Source organism: Streptomyces sp. NPDC030143, assembly GCF_055573695.1.
This window is the reverse complement of sequence record NZ_JBVIAY010000038.1, coordinates 21,444-38,463: the sequence shown is the minus strand read 5'-3', so window position 1 is coordinate 38,463 and position 17,020 is coordinate 21,444. Positions and strand designations below refer to the sequence as shown.

The following is a 17,020-nucleotide window of genomic DNA, read 5'->3' as shown; positions in this document are numbered from 1 at the left end:
AGAGTGTGCGGCATGGTGCGGGCTGCGTCCGCGATGACGGCCGCGTCCTTGGCGTCGGTCTTGGCCTCGCCGGGGTAGAGGTCGGCGATCCGACGTATCGCCAGGCCAGGCAGGTAGGCGACCAGGCAGCCTGCGTCGCGGGCGACGGTCAGTGGCAGGGCGCCGATGGAGGCGGGCTGGTCCACGATCACCAGGACGGTGCCGAACTTGTCCCGGAGCTTGTCGAACACCGCGCGCAGCTTCGGTTCGCTGTTGGGCAGTTGCTTGTCGAAGACCTTTTTGCCGGCCGGGGTCAGCCCGTGGCCGTGATGTGTGCTCTTGCCGACGTCCAGGCCAAGGAAGACACCCACTGCGTCGATGTCGACCACCATGCCCCCACGTGTCTCGATGCGATGCCGGCCTCGGCGTCGGGGCCGTTCACGCGCATCCACGTTATGCAGACCTGCCGCCTACGAACGGCTGGGCATTGCGCCCGGCCAGGCGGTGGTCGGGCCTCTGATCAGCGTCTCCGACGGCACCCCTCGGGCCCGGTGACACCACCCCCCAGGTCATCCGTTCGACAGGGGGCAACAGTCATGCCGGGCCCGGAGGTCAGCGGTCCCCTTGCAGGACCGCGAAGAAGATAACGGGGTAGTGCTCCTGGTGGCGGGTCGGGTGGTGGCTGGGGAGCGGCGGAGAGGGATGACGTACCCCAGCCGAGGAAGGCGTCCTCGTCGCCAGGGCAGAAGCGCCTTGTCGCTCGCTCGAGGTCGACAGGGCCCGACTCGTGACTCCTGCCCAGTCCAGGCGCTCGCGCTCAGCGGCGGATGACACGCACCCTGCGCAGCCCCATCGCGCAGGCTCCGCAGAAGGCTCCCCAGGCGGCGTTGACGAGGAAGAGCGGGACGATCGCCTGGGGCTGGGCCAGGGGGCCCTGGAGTTTTCCGGTCAGGAGTGGGGAGAGGGCCGCGCTGAGGATCAGGGCGGCCAATGCGTACGCCACGCCGGTGACCACGAGGGTCATGAGCGGGTCGCGTACGCGGCTGAGACCGGCCGCGAGGATCCAGGTCAGTGTGATGGCCAGGGTGAGGAGCACCGGGGTCAGGGGTTTCCCGAGAGCGTCGCTCCAGCCGGCGATGGAGAACAGGGGCCGGACGAGCGCGACAGCGGTCAGGGCGGCTACCAGCGGCCGGTTCACGCCGCGCAGGCGCTGGACGATCGGGAGAGGGGGATCTGCGTTCACGGCTTCATCGTCGGGGAAGGGATACCGCCCGGGCGTCGGTCTGCGGCGGGCAGGTGCCGTACCCCATGGGTTGTGGCCCGACGGGGGTGCGTACCACGGTGGTTGCGAGGCGGGGCCCGCGCGATTCCGCCACGCGGAGGAGGGCGCCGGGGTCACGGCCGCTTACGCTGACGGCATGGCCCTCGGTGCTGTCTCACGTCTCCGGCCGCGCCCTCCGCGCGGCCGTGCGGCGGATGCCGCCCTGGCCTGTGGGGTCTTCGTGCCGGTGGCGGTGGGCAGTCTGAGGTCGCTCATCGGTGAGCGGGAGGAGTCCTGGTCGGCGACCGTCGTCGGCTGGACACTGATCGTCGCCGCCTGCGCGGCCCTGTACCTGTGCCGCCGCCGTCCCGTGGCCGTCGCCGCGTTCGTGCTGGCCGCCACGGCCGCCTACTACCTCGTCAGCGTCTACGACGGTCCTCTCATGGTCGCGTTCGTCGTCGCGCTCTACGTGGTCGCCGCCCGGGGACACCTCCAGGCGGCCGTCGCTCTGGCGGCGCTGACCGTGATCGCGACCGGCATCGGCACACTCGCGGGAAACCACGACGTGAACGGTGTCGCCGTGTTCATGCTGACGGGATGGCTGGTCGGAGTGGTCGCACTGGGCTCGGTGCGGCACAACCGCCTGGCCCTCGCCCGGGAGAGCGAGGAGCGCGCCGCGACTGAGGAGCGGCTGCGTATCGCACGTGAACTGCATGATGTCGTGGGCCATCACCTCTCGCTCATCAACGTCCAGTCCGCCGCTGCCCTGCGCCGTCTGCGCAAGAACCCGGACAACGGCGCACAGAGCGCGCAGGACGCGCTGGGAGCGATCAAGGACACCAGCCGGGACGCCCTGCGGGAGCTGCGGGCGACCCTCGGGGTGCTGCGGCAGGTCGACGAGAGGGCGCCCGTCGCGCCCACGGCCGGACTGGACCGTCTCGGCGAGCTGGTGGCATCCGCACGGCTCGCCGGACTCGACGTCCGTGTGCGGTTCAGCGGCGAGCGGGAGCAGTTGCCCACCGAGGTGGACCTGGCCGCGTACCGCATCGTTCAGGAGTCGCTCACCAACGTGAGCCGCCACGCCCATGCGACAGTCGTCACCGTCGGCATCCATCGCGAGGCGCGGCAGGTCACGGTCGAGGTCACCGACAACGGGCAGGGGCCGGCGGTCGCGAACGGCGCAGCGCCGGGCAACGGCATTCGCGGGATGCGCGAGCGGGCCCACGCGCTGGGTGGCGAACTGACCGCGGGGCCCGGGCCGGGCGGCGGATTCACCGTACGGGGCTGGATTCCCTGCACGAACACCTCTACGAACGGAGCGCGTTCCCCTTCATGAACCGGGCCGTGATCAAGATTCTTCTGGCGGACGACCAGCGCCTGGTACGTGCCGGGTTCCGTTCGATCCTCGAGGACGAGGACGACTTCGAGGTGGTCGGTGAGGCGGGCGACGGCGAGCAGGCCGTGGCCTCCTGCCGCACCCTGCGCCCCGATGTGGTGCTCATGGACATCCGCATGCCCGGCGTCGACGGCCTTCAGGCGACCCGGCAGATCGCCGGTGATCCACGCCTGGACGGCATCAAGGTGGTCATCCTGACCACCTTCGACCTGGACGACTACGTGTACGGCGCGCTGCGCGCCGGCGCCACCGGCTTCCTCGTCAAGGACACCGAGCCGGAGGAACTGGTGCACGCCGTACGGGTGGCGGCGCGTGGCGACGCGCTGATCAGCCCCTCCGTCACACGCCGGTTGATCGCGGAGTTCGCCGTACGGGTCGAGGCACCGGAGCCCGGCCCGCGCCTCAAGGCCCTCACCGACCGCGAGCGGGAGGTGATGGAACTGGTCGCCGCCGGCCTGACCAACGACGAGATCGCCGCCCGCCTCGTCCTCAGCCCTGCGACGGCCAAGACCCACGTCAGCCGCATCATGACCAAAGTGGGCGCCCGTGACCGTTCCCAACTGGTGGTCCTGGCGTACGAGTCCGGCATGGTCCGCCCGGGCTGGCTGAACGGTCGGCCACCACCGGCATAGCCGGTCGGCCACCACTGGTAGAGCCGGAACGCGGCGGCGTACAACCCACCAGCGGTGTAAGCCGGGCGCCGAGACCGCAACCGGCGGGGTAGGCAGGTGTCCGCCGCAGGCCGATGCGCCGTGGCATGCCGCAGCCGGACCCTGCGGGACATGAGTACACGCTCCCCTGTCCACCCGCCTTCCGCCAAGGCCCCGGCCGCCCTCGTCGGCCTCCTCGCCGGCGGCGCCGCCGGTTTCCTGGTGACCGAGACCGTGGGCGCCTTCTCCGCCTTCGTACTCGGCCGCGCCCTCGACGTGGCCGCCACCGGCGGCGTGCTGCTGGCCGCATTTGTCGCCGTGCCGTTGATCTGCGCCGTGCTCGGTGCGGTCATAGCCGTCCGCCGCGCCGAGCAGAACCGCCGCTCGCACCACCGAGGCCGGTGAAAGCCATGTCACCAGCACGCGACATGATCGCGATCACCGGTCCCACCACCGACCGGGCGGGTGTCTTCGGACGTCTGGCCCTGTGGTCCCAGCGCCACCGCTGGAGCGCTCTGCTCCTGTGGATCCTCGCCGTCGCGGTCATCGCCGTCGGTGCCCGGAGCGCGGGCAGCGCCTACCGCAACGACTTCACCCTGCCCGGCACCGACTCCCAGGCCGCCGCCGACCTGTTGAAGCGGCACGGCTCCGCGCAGGCGGGCGGCAGTGTCCAGATCGTCTTCCAGGACAGGGACGGACTGAGCGGTGATCGCCCGGCCATCGTGCGGACCCTCGACCGGGTGCGCGGCCTGCCCGGCGTCGCCGACGTCCGCAGCCCCTACGCGGACGCCAACGCAGTCTCCGAGGACGGCACCATCGGCTATGCCACCGTCATCCTGGACGCCAAGGCCGAGGACGTCCCCGAAGAGGACGTCGCGCGGATCGTCGACACTGCCAAGTCGGCCGCCCAGGACGGACTGCGGGTCGAGGTCGGCGGGGACGCGGTGCGCGGCGCCGAGGAGGAGAGCGGCGGGGGCGCCGAAGGCGCGGGCATGCTCGCCGCCCTGGTCATCCTCGTACTGCTCTTCGGATCGGTGGTGGCTGCCGCGCTGCCGCTGGTCACCGCGCTCTTCGCGGTCGGCGGCGCGATCGGCCTGATCACGCTGGCCTCTCACGTCTTCACCGTCGCCGACTTCACTCCGCCGATCATGATGCTGGTCGGCCTCGGCGTCGGCGTCGACTACGCGCTGCTGATCTTCTACCGCTACCGGTACGAACTCACCCGCGGCGCGGACCGGCAGACCGCCACCCGAACCGCCCTGGATGCCGCGGGCCGTACGGTTTTCTTCGCCGGGTGCACCGTCATCATCGCCCTGTTCGGCCTGGTCGCCCTGGGCCTCGGCTCCCTCCAGGGGGTGGCCGTCGCCGTCGCGCTGACCGTCCTGGTCACCATGGCCGCCTCGCTGACCCTGCTGCCCGCTCTCCTCGCGCTCTTCGGCGACCGCATCCAGCGACACGTACTCACGCGCTCCGCCAAGGCGCAAGCCAAGGGCAGGGAAGAGGGCGTGCGCTGGCGGCGGCTGCCCTCCGCCGTGCAGCGGCGCCCGCTGCCCGCCCTGCTGGCCGCCGTCATGGCCCTCCTGGCCCTGTCCGCCCCGGCTCTCGGCATGCGCCTCGGCTTCGCCGACGCGGGTAACGACCCTGCATCGTCCACCAGCCGAAGGGCCTACGACCTGCTGGCCGAGGGCTTCGGCGCCGGCTTCAACGGTCCGCTGCTCGTGGTCAGCCGGGGCGATGCCGACGCCGCCGAGCAACTGCGGACCACCCTGACCCGTACCGAGGGCATCGCCGCCGCCACGCCACCGCTGCCTTCCACGGACGGCACCGTGTTCACCGTCATCACGTTCCCCACGACCTCACCACAGGACGCGGGCACCGCCGCCCTCGTTCACACCCTGCGCGACGATGTCCTGCCCCGGCTCGCCGAACGCACCGGCGCCGACTACCTGGTCGGGGGGCCCACCGCGGCCGCCCAGGACTTCGCCGACTCCGTCTCGGCCCGGATACCGCTCTTCGTCGCCATCGTCGTCGGTCTGTCCGCGCTGCTGCTCATGCTGGTCTTCCGTTCCGTTCTGATCCCCCTGAAGGCCGCCCTGCTCAACCTCCTGTCGATCGCCGCCGCGCTCGGCGTGATCACCCTGGTCTTCCAGCACGGCTGGTTCGGGGTACAGCCGGGACCCGTCGAGGCGTTCATCCCTGTGATGATCTTCGCGATCGTCTTCGGCCTCTCCATGGACTACGAGGTGTTCCTCATCTCCCGCATCCATGAGGAATGGGAGGGGACACACGACCACTCGCTCGCGGTCCGCGAGGGCCTGGCAGCCACGGGCAAGGTCATCACGGCCGCGGCGGCCATCATGATCGTGGTCTTCGCCGCCTTCGTACTCAGCCCCGATCGCATGCTCCAGCAGTTCGGTCTCGGCCTCGCGGTCGCCGTCTTCCTCGACGCCGTGGTGATCCGCTGCCTGATCGTCCCGGCCGTGATGCAACTCTTCGGCCCCCGCGCCTGGTGGCTGCCCGCTCCGCTGGCCCGACACCTGCCGAAGGTGGCACTGGAACGGCCGACCCACGAGTGACCGGAGACGGGCGGGGCTCACGGTAGGACTCACAACGCGGTGGGGAGGGACTGAGCTTGTCGTTTGACTACATCAGGGACTGATGTAGTCGCCCCCCCAGAAGGTGGCGACGTAGGCTCGTCCAAGTGCCTCTCCGCCTCGTCCGCCCCTGATATGGATGACGATCAACGCCAGGAGGAACCAGGCGGTGAAGCATCCCGCGACGATCAAAGCCCACCGAGGGCCCGAGGCAATAGCGATGACGACCAAGGCAATGATCGTCACGGCCAGCCCAATGTGGCCGTCGCCGATATCCGTGCCGGACTTGTTGCCGCCTGTCATTAGCGCCCCCGCTGAAGATCACGCCGTCCTGCGTCAAGCACCCTACGGGGCCCTGTCTGCGCTGTCAGTGCCCCTTGAACGACGGGGCTTGGTGCCCTTCTTGTGGTGGGTAGGGCGGCTGTACGCCTCGCCGGTCGCCAGAATGCGGCCCACGTCGCGGCGGGTGGCCGGGTGGCGGGTGGCCGGGCGGCGGTTCTTTGCGCCCGGTGGTCGTCCTGGCCGGGCGAGACGGTTTGGGTGCACCGGCCGAGGAGCCGGTCTTCGGGCGCAGGTTCCTGAACCCGCGCCCGACACGGGCAGGGGTGAGTCTGTGCGGCTCGGCTGGTTTCTCCCAGGGGCGACGGAGGCCGGTGGCCAGCGGTCGGGTGAGCCGGAGTTGTACATAGGCGGCGATCACGAGCCACGTCCATCGGTCGGCCGCCTCCGAGCTGCGAAGCCGGGGCTTGGTCCACCCGAGAGTCTGCTTGAACAGGCGAAACGTATGCTCCAAGTCGAAACGCCGTAGAAAGGACTGCCAGCAGCGGGCGACATCCGTTGCGCTGGCGCCGGTGCCCGACCACCACAGCCAGACCGGCTTGTTTACCCCGCCGGACGGCAGCTTCTCCACGGCCAGGCGGATGACGGTGCCCTCGACGAGGGGAAGTAGTCCGTCATGGTCGAGCCAGGCCGCCCGCCGGGTCAGCCGCAGGTGCAGCCGGTCCCACGCCTGCGCGGTCGCCTTGCCGCAGAGGCGGGTTTCGGCGACCGTCACGGCCTGCTCACAGCCCCAGCCGGCGGGGCCTCCGAAGACGAACTCGCAGCCAGGCGCTGTCACGTTGGTTGATCGGGTGGGATGATCTTCTGGTTGATCAGGCGGGGAGAGGGCTGTCTGTGGGGGCCGTGTCGCTGTCGTACAAGGGTCACCGGTACCCGGTCGAGGTGATCTCCCACTGTGTGTGGCTGCACTTCCGCTTCCCGCTGTCGTTCCGCGAGGTGGAGGAGCTGATGCTGGAGCGCGGGATCGTGGTCTCGTACGAGACGGTGCGCCGCTGGTGCGGCAAGTTCGGGCAGACCTACGCCGGCGCGCTGCGCCGCCGGCAGCCTCGGCCTGGGGACAAGTGGCACCTGGACGAGGTCTTCATCAAGATCAATGGGAAACAGAAGTACCTGTGGCGGGCCGTCGACCAGGACGGCAACGTCCTGGACATCCTCGTGCAGAACCGCCGGGACAAGGCCGCGGCCAGACGCTTCTTCCGCAGACCATTGAAGAGGACCGGTGCGGTGCCGCGGGTGATCGTCACCGACAAGCTCCGCTCCTACGGCGCCGCCCACCGCGAGGTCATGCCCTGCGTCGAGCACCGGCAGTCGAAGTACCTGAACAACCGGGCGGAGAACAGCCACCAGCCCACCAGGCAGCGCGAACGGGCGATGAAAGGCGTCCGCTCGGTGGGCGGAGCACAGCGGTTCCTCTCCGCGTTCAGCGGCATCTCGCCCCACTTCCGACCCCGCCGCCACCGGATGCCCGCACACCACTACCGAGCCGAGATGACCGTCCGCTTCGCAATCTGGGACCAGATCACCGGCGTCGCCAGCCTCGCCACCGCAGCCTGAGCACAGCCCGGAACCGGGCTCCACCAGGCCACGACACACCATCAGACACCTACGCACCCAACAACGTGACAGCGCCCAACTTTGCTTTCCTCGCTGCCCTGGCCCCGCCAGACCAACTCCACGTAGTCGGCGGCCCGCCGGATCTGCTCCGGGGCGAGCTGGGGCTTCAGCGACGTCGTCTCCGTGACGGCTCCCTCTGTTCGCTGGCCGGGTGCCTGCTGCGCCCGGCCGATCGCCCTACGGTGAGGGCCCCGCCCTGTGGACAGAGGCCGGCCACCAGAAGGGCGGAAACCCTCTCTCCGCTGTCCAGTGACAGCGAACCTTGACCGTGTGCCACTGAAGTTTGACCGGCCGGAGCGCGGGGGCGGAGGGCTTCTCGCGGAGTCGCTCGGGGAAGCATCCGACCATGGCCTACCCCACGGATGAACCGCTTGCAGCCGATGGCCGTGGCAACTCCTTGATCTCGTTCGCGCGGGGCGGCGAGGCAGCGCCGCCGCAGGACGCCCCTTTGCCGGCGGCGCTGGTGGCCTTGTGGCGAGCCGGTCGGGTCCTCATGGTCTTCGATCGGTACCGTCAGTCCTGGGAGCTTCCAGGCGGGAGCGTCGAAGAGGGCGAAACCCCCCGCCAGGCGGCCGCGCGCGAGCTACTGGAGGAGAGCGGGCAGCAGCCTGACGAACGGTTGCGGTTCATCGGCTACGCACGGTTCGTGCTGGCGCCTGACCGGCGAGCCGAATATCTGGCGCTGTACGCAGGATCCTGCGCCGAGATCCGCGCCTTTGAGCCCACCGAGGAGATCTCGGCCATCCGCTGGTGGGACCTCCTCGAACGCCTCCCAGGGTATGTGCAGCCCCTGGACGCCTACCTCGCCGCGCTCACCCGGTAGCCCAACAGCCGACGCCACTGCACCATCGAGCAGTGGTCAATGTTCAGTGGCAAGCGGTCAAGGTTCGCTGTCACCGGACATCCGCATTGATCACGATGAGGTCACGACCGGCAGGTTTCTCAAGATCGGCGTCACACGCGAGCCGAAAACCCAACCTGTAGAAGGTGCACGGCGGGATCGGCCCGCCCCACCTCCAGGAGCACCCCGTGGCGAGCACTGCCGACGAACCGGAACAGACCCCCTCCGTAGACCCCTCCATCACCCCCTCCGCGTCCCGTCGCCAAGATTCGAGCGTTGTTGCAGGTCACCCCCGGCGGACAGGGGGTCGCCGCAGGTCCGACAACCCTCATGTCCAAAGGCGTCCTACTCACAGGAAGAACTCGACAGAGCCCAGGCGGAGGGAACTGCTGCAAGCGCTGGGGATCTTCCAGCGGGCGACGCCCGACCAGTTGTGGAAGCTGACCCGTCCGGACAACCAGCACGACAAGCTCACGCGGGACACCCTCCTAGATCTGGAGGACCACCGACTGGTGAGGATCGAATCGGTCCAAGACGACCAGCGACAGGTATGGGTGCTCACCGAACGGGGACACCGCGAGGCGAAGCAGCTGCTGAAGCCGAAGAACATACGGGTCTCAGCGCTGCGCAAGGAGAAGTACGACCCGGTCACCGGGGAACTGCTCGGGGGAAGCTACGACGACCACGCCGCAGCGGTCACCTCCACGGCCGCCGAACTTCACCGCGCCGGGATTGGGCACCGGCTCGGCTTCGCCACCGAGATCCCGCACCGGCTCGCGGACGGGTACGTGCAGCGGGCGGACCTGGTGGTGCGGGCGCCAGCGGCCCGGATGCCGGTGTTGCTGCTAGAGATCGACCTCCGTACCGAGGACGCCGACGACCTGGTGCACAAGCTGCGCCGGTACTGGCAGTGGGGCCGGCTGCTGGTACCGGACGCGGACAAGCACACCGTGAACCTGGTCCGCTCCCAGCCGGCCGCGATCGAGGATGTCGGCCACGAGAAGCGGCTGTGGCGCCGGGGCTATCCGCAGACCGGCCGGGAGGGCCTGGTGCCACTCGCGTTCGTGTTCGCTCACACCACCGAGGCGAAGGTCGACAACACCGTGAAGGTCCTCGAGGAAACCGGCCGCCGCTACTGGGCGCCGCGCCGGTACGAGACCTACTACCGAGAGGCGATCACGGCGAAGGACTACAGCCAGGCCGTGCCGGTCGTCTTCACCACCCTGGAGCAGCTCCAGGAGCACGGCGCGGACGCGGCGGTGTGGCGGCGCCTGGGGCGCAAGGACGAACAGACCCTGACAGACGCGCTCGACAACCCCGACGGCGACGCTCTCTACCACCGCCAGTACTCCCGCGCCGAAGCGGAGCACGAGCGGCGCCGTGCCGCTGAGCGGGAGGCGCGACGACCGGTGTGCAAGCGGTGCGGAAGGAAGTTCACCGACCAGCGCTGGGAGGAGACCACCGCGCACCGGACGGCCTGGAGCGCCGGGGACCTGTCGGTGTGCGGCACCTGCCACGCCGACGACGTCGCGGCGACGGAAGCCGCAGCCGATGCCGCCCGCCGCCAGGCAACCGCGCCGCCGGAAACGGAGGATGCTTGCGACCAGGAGCCGGGCAAGCTCCGCGGACGCTTCCGCCGACGGGCCTGACGGCGGCGGGCCCGGCCCGGCTGGGTCGGCCGCCCGGTGCGGCAGCAGACCTGACCTGGGCGCGCCCGAGCCGCAGTCGCGGGGCTGCTCGCGGGACGGCTCCCGAAGTCGCCGCGCTACCCGGCGGGATGACGAGGGTCAGGGCGCGCGCACTGCGCCCTGGCACGGCGTACTCAGACTCCGACGTCATCAACCGGAAGGCAGCCATGAGGCTCAGTAGGCAGCAGAACACTGACGTGCCGTTCAGGTACGGCGATCCGGGAAACCTGTGGCACGCGATGGCCCGTCTCCACGCAGCCCATCCCGAGCCGGTCGGCCTCAGGGTGCCGTTCGAGCGGCCATCGGCACGGCTGTCGATCGCGGATCCGAACGACATCCTCCTGTCGGCGCGGGTGGAACTGTTCGAGGATGAGCCGGTGTGCCGCCTTCACGATGTGGTCGACGTGTCGCGCCGCCTCGCAGGGACGGCGGGCTCGGCAAGTACGCTCTCGTGCCCGACGTCGCACTGGAGCTCATGGTCGGCGTGCGGCAGGAATTGCCGCTGCACAACGCTCTGTAGAGGGCCTCGCTCGGCTCCTGCGGGACGCCGTCGGCAACATCGGTGCGGGCAGTTGGCCCGGGGAGGGCGACTGCTGTCACTGCGGCGGAACCGGCCTGGCCCGTCCGTTGTGGAAGCCGTCGTTCTCAGTCGGCCACGACGTCGCGCAGTTCCCGTACGGCGCGTTCGCGGTGGCGCTGGGCGGGGATCGCCTCGAGCAGGTCCAGGGTGCGGCGGCGGACCAGGCCGGTGCGGTAGTCCGTCGGCAGCGCCGTCAGGGCGGCGATCGTACGTCGGCACGCCTGCCCGGTGTCGCCGTCGTGATGGGACCACGCCGCGCGTCGATGTGCAACAGGGCGCGCGTCATGGTGCTGGTCGGCGCGGACAGCTCCAGGGCGCGCTGCTGCCTCTCGTCAACGCAACGGTGAATTCCCGCGGTGATGGCAGTCGGGCCTCGTCCCCACTCAGTCGCGGTCGTTGTGACCGGGGAGTTGGCTGGGTTGTGTCAGGTGATGCTGGGTGCGGGTGGTGTCCAGCGGTGGGCGCGGGGCACGGTGCCGGTGACGCCGTAGTCGTTCTTCAGTTGTTCGGGGATGGCGTAGTGCATGACGCGTCCGCGGGTGAGTGAGGACAGCTCGAGGATCGTGGTGAGGTGGCCGAGGCGGTCCAGTGCCCAGGCGCCGAGCGGTGAGCGGTCCTCGATGGTTTCCAGGACGCCGAGCAGGTGAGGGACTGCTTTGACGACGGTGTCCCACCGGCCGCGCGGGACTTGGAGCCAGTCGGCGCAGGTGTCGCCGATCAGGTGGCGGATCAGCGCGGAGACGATCGGGTCGAAGAACGTGCCGGGGACGACTTCCTCGTACAGGTCGATCAGCTGCCGGGTCAGATACGCGCCCTCCGCGGACGGCCCCATGTGCCGGATCATGTACAGGTCGAGGAACTGGCGGGCCTCCTCGAGTGATTCGGGGACGGTGTCCTGGTCGACGCCGAGCATCGCTCCGACGACTCGCCAGGCGTAGAAGTAGGCCTCGGCGCCCTCGGTGGACATGTGGATGCCGAGCCGGTGCAGCGAGTCCAGGACGAGCAGCGAGAAGAACATCTGCCCGCCGATCATGTCCTCCTGGCAGATCGGCACGCCCAGCGTGGTGGTGTCCCAGCGGTTCTCGCGCTGGAGGTGGTGGCGGATGGAGGCGTGCAGGAGGCGGACCTTCTGCGCGGCCGGGATGAAGCGGCTGCCGGTCTCGAAGGCGCCGGGCTGCATGAGGTAGACGGTGAACTGGCCGGTCTCCGCCATCCGCTTGGAGGGGTACTTCAGTCCGTGGGTGGCCGACAGCAGCCTGGCCACGTGCGGGACGACGTAGCAGGCCGGCATGGAGGCGAACGACAGCGCGGTGGAGATGTGCACGTTGTTGTCGATGAAGAACAGGCGGGCCTTTTCCATCTCCGCCCAGTTCACCCAGGCCGGCGGGGCGCTGGTGGCCCGGAGGTATTCCCGGGCCACGTCGGGCAGCCTGTCGGGCAGGGGAGCACCAGCGGTGGACACGTACCGCATGAGGGTGTTGAACGTGCCGACCTCGCCGCGCTCGAACAGGGTGGCGACGGTGGCGTCGGCGAGTTCGTCACCGGCCTGGCGCAGGGCGTCCATCGATGCCTCGGTGTAGCTCATCACAGGGCTCCTTGGTCGTGCTCGGGAGAGCGGGGTGCCGTCGTGGGCATGAGGCGGCTTCCGTGTGGCTGCCGTTGTTCGAGGGCGTCAGTGGTGGCGGATCGCCGCCGACTGAGCCAGGGAGGTCAGGGCAGCGGTGGCGTGCCCGGGAAGGTCCAGGTCGTGCAGGCAGCGTGTGGCCTCTTCGACCCGCGCGGTGATCATTTCTTCGATACGGTCCGGCGCCTTCAGCCGCAGCATCACCGCGCGTACGGCCTCCAGACCGCTTGCGTCCAGGTCGCGTCGGCCCAGCAGGGCACGCAACTGCTCACGCTCCTCGCCACTGGCGATACGCCATGTCTCCGCCAGCAAGGCGGTTGGCCGGTGGCCGCGCACATCGTCGAGGTTGGCCTTGCCGGTGCGTTGCGGATCCCCGAACAGGCCCAGCAGATCGTCCCTGAGCTGAAACGCCTCGCCCAGCGGCAACCCGTACGCGGAGTACCCCTCGCGCAGCCGCTCACCGGCGCCGGCCAGGGTGCTGCCGATCAGCAGGGGCTGCTCGACGGTGTACTTGGCGGTCTTGTACCGGATCACCTTCAGCGACGCGGAGGTGTCCGGGGCGGCTCCGGTGTGCAGGATCTCCAGGCACTCACCGGCGATCAGCTCGCGGGCCAGTGCCGCCCACAGCGGGCGGGCCCGGCCGAGGTAGGCGGCGGGCAGGCCGCTGGTGGCAAACAGCTGACCGGCCAGCGACATCAGCAGATCCCCCACCAGCATCGCCAGTGAGCGGGCCGCGTTCGCCGCCCGCGGGCGGCGCCGCAACGCGCTCCGCAGGGCGACATGCGCGGTGGGGCGGCCGTGGCGCAGCGCACTGTCGTCGATGAGGTCGTCGTGCACGATCGCGGCGGCGTGCACCAGCTCCATGGAAGCCGCAGCCCGGACCAGCGCATCACTGTCCGGCTGCCCGGCCGCACGCCAGCCCCAGTAGCAAAACGCCGCCCGCAGCCGCTTGCCGTCCGCGACCGCCTGCTCCAGCTGCCGGGCGACGGGGTCCAGAGCCGGATCGACCGCCGCGAACTGGTCGGCCTCCCTGGCGACGAAGTGGCACAGCACCTCATCGACGCGGGCCTTGAACGCAAGCGGCTCCCAGCGCTCAGACACCATCACCGGCCTGCCGGGCCAGGGCCTGCCGGGCGAGCACCTCCAGATGGGCCGGTGGCGCGGCCGCGTACCGGTCAAGCACCAGGCGCCCGCGCGCGATCAGGTCCTGCTCGGCCTCAGCCGCCAGCTCCGCTGTGTCCGATCGACCCAGCAGCCCGCGCATTGTCGCGAACGCCGAACCCACGGTGCTCACCGCCAGATCGGCCAGCCCCGCCACCAGCAGCACCACTTGCTGTTCCGGATTTCCAGGGCATTCCGCTCCCCGAGTCATGACTACCCCCACCCACGGAAGAATGTGAAGGTGCCGGTTCCGCGCCGCGCCTTCAAGCGTCGTGTCACAGCTGGTGGAGAGAGGGGAGAACTCACCAACGAGCGATCACACCGTATGGATGTGCGGCCAGCACATCCCCACCCGCGGCCCTTCACCGGACAAGGAATGCGTCCGGGCCGCCGGAGTTCCGCCCGGCCGATCGATGGCCGGGGCCTGCCCGCGCTCGGACTCGGGCTCGGTCAGGAGGTGACCGAGGCGCAGCTGCGTTCCCTGTTCGGCGAGGGCCGGCACCCGGACGCCGACCGGCTCGTGGGCGCACAGCTGGCGGCAGGGAATAAGCCCGCGTCCGCGCGCCGGCCCGGTGCGCTCGGACGCAAGGTGAAGGCCTCCGGGACCGATCTCGTCTTCCGGCCGCAGCCGACTCTGCAACTGATATGGGCGCTCGGGGATGAGGAGACGCGGAAGGCGATCGAGGCCGCGCACGAGCGGGCCAACGCCCTGGTGCTCGCCTGGATCGAGACGGATGTCGCCGTCATCCGGTACGGCGCTGGCGGCCCTCACCGCACCCGTCCCCCGCACGGCCTGGTCGCCGCCCGCTTCCGCCACTACGAGGCGAGGTCGGGTATGCCGCTGCTGCACGATCACCTCCTTCTATCCCTGAAGGGCCTGCACCCCGACGCGCAAGTGGGGAGCGGTGCACTCCACCGCGCTGCTGGAGTCGGCTGTCGCCGCGTCCGCGCTCTACAACGAGGTCGTCATGACTGAGGCGGGCGAGGCGCTGAGGCTCTGGCCTCCGAGCCGCGCACCGTCACCGCCGCCCGGTCATGGAAGTCGCCGGGGGGCGAGCGTGAACGGGCGGGTGACCTCCCGCGTGACCCAGCCATGGAAAAATGCCATCGTGGTGCGCCGGGGAAGTTCCCGCAATGCCCCCGGGCGCACTGCCGCCACTGCCATCAACGGGTGGGTCGTCTGCTTCTTCAGCCTTGGGGTTCGCGCTCGAGCCGACCAGCAGCACCAGGTCGACGAACCGCCCAATCACCGAGAGGCCGTCATGTTTGCCTTCTCGCCGATCAGGTTCGGCTCGTCATGGGCTTGGCGACGGTCCGCCGGAGATCCGGGAAGGGCATCGTGGCTCGGATGCGTCGGCGTCCAGTGCCTCCCCTGCGGCCCGGGACGACTGCCGTCAGGATACGGGGGCGGGATGAGGCCGGTGTACCGGCCTTTTGTGGTGTGTCGGCCGTTGGTGTTCACGTGACGACGACGGGTTCGCCGCTCAGTGCGACACCGGCCTGGCGTAGTTCGTCGAGTGCGGTGCGTGTGCTGTCGGCGGCGACGCCGGCGGTGTAGTCGAGTAGGACCCGCACTGTGAAGCCGGCGCGTACTCCGTCCAGTGCGGTGGCCTTGACGCAGTGATCGGTTGCGATGCCGACGACGTCGAGGTCGGTGATGTCGCGGGCCTTCAGCCAGTCGGACAGTGCCGTGCCGTCCTGGGTGAAGCCCTCGAAACCGCTCTTGGAGGCGGAGTGCGCGCCCTTGAAGACGACTTCGTCGACGTGCCCGGCGTCGACGGCGGGTGCGAAGTGAGGGTGGAACTCGCTTCCGTCGCTGCCGACGACGCAATGTACGGGGAAGGAGTCCTGGAAGTCGGGGTTGTCGGAGAAGTGGGCGCCCGGATCGATGTGGTGGTCACGGGTGGCAACGACGTAGGCGTACTGTCCGTCAGCGCGCCGGACAAGATCGGCGATGGCCGCGGCCCGGTCTGCACCGCCCTTCACCGGGACGCTGCCTCCCTCGCAGAAGTCCTTCTGCACATCGACGATGATCAGTGCACGACGCACGGAATAGTCCTTCCCTCGGGGTGGGCCTCTTGCTGATGGTCACCGTTTCCCCAGCGGGCAGCGCGCCACTTGCCGGTCGTTCACTCGACCGGGGCGGGGCGCACGGGAGCATAAGTGTCTCCACGATCCGGGCTCTGACCGGCCACGGCTCGGGCAGTGCACCGGCACCCGGGGTGCTGAGGTTCAAGTGGCGGTCAGGAGATGCAGCAGGTGCGTGCAGGCGTCTGCTTCGCTGGTGTGTTCGGTGATGGTCTGCCAGGTGCCGCGTTCATAGGCGCCGGTTTCCCACATGCCGGGGTGGGCGGGGGAGCGGCGCAGGTAGAGGAAGTCGGTGGGCAGGGGAGCGGGCTCGTGGACGCCTTCGAGGTAGTAGTAGCCGTCCTGCACCCCCTTGTAGCGGGGGGAGAGGCGTAATGCCGAGGACATCACGCGTGGACATGCCTCTACCTGGACTACGTCACCGCCAAATACGGCGAGCAGCAGAACTTCACGCAGAACAACACCGACGGCGTCGACCCGACGCTGTTCGTCCAGCTGGCCGGGTACGTCGGCCAGGTCCGCCCCATCCTGGGCCTGTCCGACGAGGACCGCGTGGAACTGGAGCGCGTCGCCCAGGACCTCCACGACGAGGCGACCTCCGGCAACCCCGAGCCGGGCCGCCTGCGCCAGTTCGCCTCCCAGATCAAGGAGAAGCTCCTGGCGGGCGCCACCACCATGGCGGCCACGCAGGGCATCCAGATGGCTGAGCAGGCCCTCGCCGCGCTGATGCGGTAACCGCTCCAGCACCACCACGGGCCCCGGGGGATCAGCCATGACATCCCCGGGGCCCGGCTTTATGGAGTCGCGCTGTTCAACGACGACGGGGCGACGCCGTCACACCTCCGGCTGAGGCTCCACCTGGCCCAGGCAGTACACACACCTGGACTCCGCATCGACGCGGCCCATGCACCGCCGACAGTCCTCGCGCTCACGCACAGGCCCCCGGCCGTCCGCGCAACCGGGGCAGGTCATCACCGGCTGCCGAAGGACGCCAGGCAGCGTTTCCCGACTGGCTGCATTAGTACAACTACCACCGACCCCACACCGGCATCGGCGGCCACACTCCATCCAGCCGCGTCACCAACCTGCCCGATCAGCACAGCTAGGCCGATGGAACGCGTGGCGGGTTCGGTGATTCATCGGACGTGCTCGGGTGGTGTCGTCAGAATTGGATCAGCAGGCGGCGCGGCCCTCTACCAGCGGCA

17 protein-coding genes and 2 pseudogenes are annotated in these 17,020 nt (G+C 69.8%); 10 read left to right on the top strand and 9 right to left on the bottom strand.

The window, feature by feature from the left end; genetic code table 11:
- Together ACZ4YY_RS35550 and ACZ4YY_RS35545 are read right to left on the bottom strand one after the other, a co-directional pair.
- On the bottom strand, positions 1-371 hold a 371-nt coding region (locus ACZ4YY_RS35550), incomplete at its 3' end, for an IS110 family transposase (RefSeq protein WP_468299265.1).
- Between the two features lie 425 nt (positions 372-796).
- A complete protein-coding gene (locus ACZ4YY_RS35545; protein ID WP_468299263.1) occupies positions 797-1,222 on the bottom strand; it encodes a hypothetical protein in 426 nt (141 codons plus the stop codon).
- A 175-nt stretch (positions 1,223-1,397) separates the two neighbouring features.
- On the opposite strand from ACZ4YY_RS35545, the gene ACZ4YY_RS35540 reads away from it, so the two are divergent.
- From ACZ4YY_RS35540 to ACZ4YY_RS35525, 4 genes are all read left to right on the top strand, one after another.
- The gene (locus tag ACZ4YY_RS35540; protein WP_468299261.1) at positions 1,398-2,576 is read left to right on the top strand and encodes a sensor histidine kinase; all 1,179 of its coding nucleotides are present in this window, start codon (positions 1,398-1,400) and stop codon (positions 2,574-2,576) included.
- A gap of 8 nt (positions 2,577-2,584) precedes the next feature.
- A complete protein-coding gene (locus ACZ4YY_RS35535; RefSeq protein WP_468299259.1) occupies positions 2,585-3,268 on the top strand; it encodes a response regulator in 684 nt (227 codons plus the stop codon).
- A 150-nt stretch (positions 3,269-3,418) separates the two neighbouring features.
- Positions 3,419-3,691, top strand: coding sequence for a hypothetical protein (locus ACZ4YY_RS35530; RefSeq protein WP_468299257.1), 273 nt, complete (start codon positions 3,419-3,421; stop codon positions 3,689-3,691).
- A 5-nt stretch (positions 3,692-3,696) separates the two neighbouring features.
- A complete protein-coding gene (locus ACZ4YY_RS35525; RefSeq protein WP_468299255.1) occupies positions 3,697-5,862 on the top strand; it encodes an MMPL family transporter in 2,166 nt (721 codons plus the stop codon).
- Between the two features lie 72 nt (positions 5,863-5,934).
- Here the strand turns inward: ACZ4YY_RS35525 and ACZ4YY_RS35520 are convergent, their stop codons facing one another.
- Together ACZ4YY_RS35520 and ACZ4YY_RS35515 are read right to left on the bottom strand one after the other, a co-directional pair.
- Positions 5,935-6,183: a hypothetical protein gene (locus ACZ4YY_RS35520; protein ID WP_468299253.1), complete on the bottom strand. Its 249-nt coding sequence runs from the start codon at positions 6,181-6,183 to the stop codon at positions 5,935-5,937.
- Positions 6,184-6,225: 42 nt separating this feature from the next.
- Positions 6,226-6,985, bottom strand: a pseudogene (locus tag ACZ4YY_RS35515) (NF041680 family putative transposase); the annotation flags it as partial.
- A gap of 68 nt (positions 6,986-7,053) precedes the next feature.
- On the opposite strand from ACZ4YY_RS35515, the gene ACZ4YY_RS35510 reads away from it, so the two are divergent.
- The 3 genes from ACZ4YY_RS35510 to ACZ4YY_RS35500 all read left to right on the top strand — a co-directional run bounded on the left by ACZ4YY_RS35510 (position 7,054) and on the right by ACZ4YY_RS35500 (position 10,323).
- Positions 7,054-7,773, top strand: coding sequence for an IS6 family transposase (locus tag ACZ4YY_RS35510; protein WP_468299252.1), 720 nt, complete (start codon positions 7,054-7,056; stop codon positions 7,771-7,773).
- Positions 7,774-8,179: 406 nt separating this feature from the next.
- The gene (locus ACZ4YY_RS35505; RefSeq protein ID WP_403868136.1) at positions 8,180-8,656 is read left to right on the top strand and encodes an NUDIX hydrolase; all 477 of its coding nucleotides are present in this window, start codon (positions 8,180-8,182) and stop codon (positions 8,654-8,656) included.
- Between the two features lie 449 nt (positions 8,657-9,105).
- A complete protein-coding gene (locus ACZ4YY_RS35500) occupies positions 9,106-10,323 on the top strand; it encodes a hypothetical protein (RefSeq protein ID WP_468299250.1) in 1,218 nt (405 codons plus the stop codon).
- Positions 10,324-11,366: 1,043 nt separating this feature from the next.
- Here ACZ4YY_RS35500 and ACZ4YY_RS35495 read toward each other — a convergent pair.
- The 3 genes from ACZ4YY_RS35495 to ACZ4YY_RS35485 form a co-directional block, all read right to left on the bottom strand.
- Positions 11,367-12,527: an oxygenase MpaB family protein gene (locus tag ACZ4YY_RS35495; RefSeq protein WP_468299248.1), complete on the bottom strand. Its 1,161-nt coding sequence runs from the start codon at positions 12,525-12,527 to the stop codon at positions 11,367-11,369.
- 87 nt (positions 12,528-12,614) lie between these two features.
- Positions 12,615-13,670, bottom strand: a complete 1,056-nt coding sequence (locus tag ACZ4YY_RS35490; RefSeq protein ID WP_468299246.1) for a polyprenyl synthetase family protein — start codon at positions 13,668-13,670, stop codon at positions 12,615-12,617.
- Positions 13,660-13,938 carry a polyprenyl synthetase gene (locus tag ACZ4YY_RS35485; RefSeq protein ID WP_468299273.1) on the bottom strand — a complete coding sequence of 93 codons (279 nt, stop codon included), beginning with the start codon at positions 13,936-13,938 and terminating at the stop codon, positions 13,660-13,662. Before ACZ4YY_RS35485 ends, ACZ4YY_RS35490 begins: the two co-directional genes overlap by 11 nt.
- 114 nt (positions 13,939-14,052) lie before the next feature.
- On the opposite strand from ACZ4YY_RS35485, the gene mobF reads away from it, so the two are divergent.
- Positions 14,053-14,703: a MobF family relaxase gene (gene mobF, locus ACZ4YY_RS35480; protein WP_468299271.1), complete on the top strand. Its 651-nt coding sequence runs from the start codon at positions 14,053-14,055 to the stop codon at positions 14,701-14,703.
- 482 nt (positions 14,704-15,185) lie between these two features.
- Here mobF and ACZ4YY_RS35475 read toward each other — a convergent pair whose 3' ends face one another.
- Both ACZ4YY_RS35475 and ACZ4YY_RS35470 read right to left on the bottom strand, forming a co-directional pair.
- Positions 15,186-15,776: an isochorismatase family protein gene (locus tag ACZ4YY_RS35475; RefSeq protein WP_468299244.1), complete on the bottom strand. Its 591-nt coding sequence runs from the start codon at positions 15,774-15,776 to the stop codon at positions 15,186-15,188.
- 183 nt (positions 15,777-15,959) lie between these two features.
- Positions 15,960-16,202 (bottom strand): hypothetical protein, encoded by a 243-nt coding sequence (locus tag ACZ4YY_RS35470; protein ID WP_468299243.1) that lies wholly within the window; start codon positions 16,200-16,202, stop codon positions 15,960-15,962.
- 165 nt (positions 16,203-16,367) lie between these two features.
- Between ACZ4YY_RS35470 and ACZ4YY_RS35465 the strand changes: the two genes are divergently transcribed.
- Together ACZ4YY_RS35465 and ACZ4YY_RS35460 are read left to right on the top strand one after the other, a co-directional pair.
- On the top strand, positions 16,368-16,550 hold the full coding sequence (locus tag ACZ4YY_RS35465) for a hypothetical protein (protein ID WP_468299241.1): 183 nt from the start codon (positions 16,368-16,370) through the stop codon (positions 16,548-16,550).
- A gap of 254 nt (positions 16,551-16,804) precedes the next feature.
- Positions 16,805-16,921, top strand: a pseudogene (locus tag ACZ4YY_RS35460) (IS481 family transposase); the annotation flags it as partial.
- Positions 16,922-17,020: the final 99 nt, after the last annotated feature.

What these genes read in the sequence shown, in the direction of transcription:
- ACZ4YY_RS35540 (WP_468299261.1), top strand. Translation starts at nt 1,398, where the DNA reads ATGGCCCTCGGTGCTGTCTCACGTCTCCGGCCGCGCCCTCCGCGCGGC.
- ACZ4YY_RS35530 (WP_468299257.1), top strand. Translation starts at nt 3,419, where the DNA reads ATGAGTACACGCTCCCCTGTCCACCCGCCTTCCGCCAAGGCCCCGGCC.
- ACZ4YY_RS35525 (WP_468299255.1), top strand. Translation starts at nt 3,697, where the DNA reads ATGTCACCAGCACGCGACATGATCGCGATCACCGGTCCCACCACCGAC.
- ACZ4YY_RS35520 (WP_468299253.1), bottom strand. Translation starts at nt 6,183, where the DNA reads ATGACAGGCGGCAACAAGTCCGGCACGGATATCGGCGACGGCCACATT.
- ACZ4YY_RS35505 (WP_403868136.1), top strand. Translation starts at nt 8,180, where the DNA reads ATGGCCTACCCCACGGATGAACCGCTTGCAGCCGATGGCCGTGGCAAC.
- ACZ4YY_RS35495 (WP_468299248.1), bottom strand. Translation starts at nt 12,527, where the DNA reads ATGAGCTACACCGAGGCATCGATGGACGCCCTGCGCCAGGCCGGTGAC.
- ACZ4YY_RS35490 (WP_468299246.1), bottom strand. Translation starts at nt 13,670, where the DNA reads ATGGTGTCTGAGCGCTGGGAGCCGCTTGCGTTCAAGGCCCGCGTCGAT.
- ACZ4YY_RS35485 (WP_468299273.1), bottom strand. Translation starts at nt 13,938, where the DNA reads ATGACTCGGGGAGCGGAATGCCCTGGAAATCCGGAACAGCAAGTGGTG.
- mobF (WP_468299271.1), top strand. Translation starts at nt 14,053, where the DNA reads ATGGATGTGCGGCCAGCACATCCCCACCCGCGGCCCTTCACCGGACAA.
- ACZ4YY_RS35470 (WP_468299243.1), bottom strand. Translation starts at nt 16,202, where the DNA reads ATGTCCTCGGCATTACGCCTCTCCCCCCGCTACAAGGGGGTGCAGGAC.